The 2,010-nt window shown below is 44.3% G+C and carries 2 protein-coding genes; both read left to right on the top strand.

Annotated features, from left to right (window positions below; translation table 11 throughout):
- A partial coding sequence (locus Q0614_RS04535; protein WP_298786847.1) for an FAD-dependent oxidoreductase occupies nucleotides 1–872 on the top strand: 872 nt, incomplete at its 5' end.
- A 64-nt stretch (nucleotides 873–936) separates the two neighbouring features.
- The gene (locus tag Q0614_RS04530) at nucleotides 937–1,698 is read left to right on the top strand and encodes a hypothetical protein (protein ID WP_298704692.1); all 762 of its coding nucleotides are present in this window, start codon (nucleotides 937–939) and stop codon (nucleotides 1,696–1,698) included.
- Nucleotides 1,699–2,010: the final 312 nt, after the last annotated feature.

The following is a 2,010-nucleotide window of genomic DNA, read 5'->3' as shown; positions in this document are numbered from 1 at the left end:
TCGTCCGCCCCGGATATGCGATCGAGTACGATTTTATCGATCCTACCGAGCTTAAACACAGCCTCGAGACCAAAAAGATCCGCGGGCTTTTTTTAGCGGGGCAGATCAACGGCACCACGGGCTACGAGGAGGCCGCGGCACAGGGGCTGATGGCGGGCATCAACGCCGTGCTTGATTTGCGCGAGCGGCAGCCTTTGATTTTGCGCAGGGATGAGGCGTATATAGGCGTTTTGATCGACGATCTGGTTACCAAGGGCACGAACGAGCCTTACCGAATGTTTACTTCGCGCGCGGAATTTCGCCTGCTGCTGCGCGAGGGCAACGCCGTGCTGCGTCTAAGCGAATACGGCCGCGAGATCGGGCTTTTAGACGAGGCGAGTTACGAGCGGACGCGCAAGTTTAAGCTTGACGTGGAGAGCGGAATGGAATTTTTACTAAAAACACAGATTACCCCTTCGAAACAGACGCTTAGCCTACTACAAAGTATCGGCGCAGAGCCCATTTCACAAAGCTGTAGCTTGCAAAAAATCGCCTCTCAAAGCGGCTTTTCAAAGGCGGGTCTGCTTGCTCTGGCGCCGCATTTTGAGGGCTTTAGCGATGAGGTTTTGGATGAAATTTTAACGCAGTGCAAGTATCATTTCTACATCGCGATGCAGCGCGCAGAGGTCGAGAGGATGAAGGGACTGCTGGGTGTCGCGATCCCGCCGCAGATCGATTTTAGTAAGATCGGAGGGCTTAGCAACGAGATAGTGCAGAAGCTGAGCCGTCTATCTCCGCCGACGCTGTTCGCCGCTAGCGAGATCAGCGGCGTAACGCCCGCTGCGATCGATATTTTGCACATATACATAAAGCAAAATTTTGGCCTGAAATAACCTGTGCGTCTGGCGTGAGAAAGCCGTAGTAGAATTTTACTACACAGGCAAAATAGGAATGAGCATGCAAGATGAGTTAAATTTAAGCCTGAGAAAATTTGCAAGAGACTACGACAAAGAGCCGCTAGTCATCAAAGACGAAACTAATCAGGTCATAAAAATTTCGATTATTTTGATGTTTGCATTAATGGCTTTCGGAATTTTAAGAAACGTATTTTTTGGCGGCAACTCCGATATATTTAAAATTTCATTATGCTTTTTGCTCGTCATAGGCAGGAGAAAATTCGATATGAATTTCTATAGAAACGCTTATGTCTATTTTTATAATGATAAAATCGTCAAGATAATTGACGGTAACATTTTTGCGGAAATTGCGCCGCGTCAAATACGAAAGCTTCACAAAACAGTATCCTACGCGCTTCCGATACATTACGGGCTAGATAGCGTCGGCGGTAAATCAGGCATAATATTTCTTGTCGTTATCATGGCGGCGATGTTTGTAGTGCTGCCCGTAGTGACATCTATTTTTATAATTTTAGCGACGATCTGCGCAGTGCTTTTGCCCCAGATCATTTTTCATTTTGGCAAGGGCATTGATAGCGTTTTTGATATGATATTTTTACAGGGCAAAAACGGTTTATTTTGTAATTTTATGATCAGCAATCCAAGCGATTACGCCGAGCTGCGTAGATATTTCAAGGTCGTTTGCGATAAAAATTTAGACCTAGCCGAAAAGAAAATCACGGCGCTATTTGAAGTGAGTAAATTGGAGATAAATTTATTAGCTAAATTTATCACGGAGCGCAACAAAAAGGGCGATGCTTAGAGTTAAATTTGGATTTTAGCAGAGCCTGCAAAGCTTATAAAATTTTAAAAATATAGTTAAAATTTTGCGCTCCGCCGCTTTAGGTTTTTAAATTTGATTCAAAATTTTAAGATCCGTCAAATTTGATCCTTCTGCTAATTTTTGTCAGGGGCGGGAATACAGATAGAGCTTATCGCTCCTAGCGCGCCAAAAGTGGATAAATTTACGTCGGAATTTTACGCAGCCCGGGTAAAATTTTATTCGCGAAATGAGAACGGGATTTAAAATTTAACCGTTTTTTCAAGCGAATTTTGCCACAATTGCGCTCAAATT

Origin of the sequence: uncultured Campylobacter sp. (assembly GCF_937997595.1) — a bacterium.
In the GTDB taxonomy this organism is placed as follows: Bacteria; Campylobacterota; Campylobacteria; order Campylobacterales; family Campylobacteraceae; genus Campylobacter_B.
Note: the sequence above shows the minus strand (reverse complement) of the source record. Positions and strands in the feature narration are given on the sequence as shown.

What these genes read in the sequence shown, in the direction of transcription:
- Q0614_RS04530 (WP_298704692.1), top strand. Translation starts at nt 937, where the DNA reads ATGCAAGATGAGTTAAATTTAAGCCTGAGAAAATTTGCAAGAGACTAC.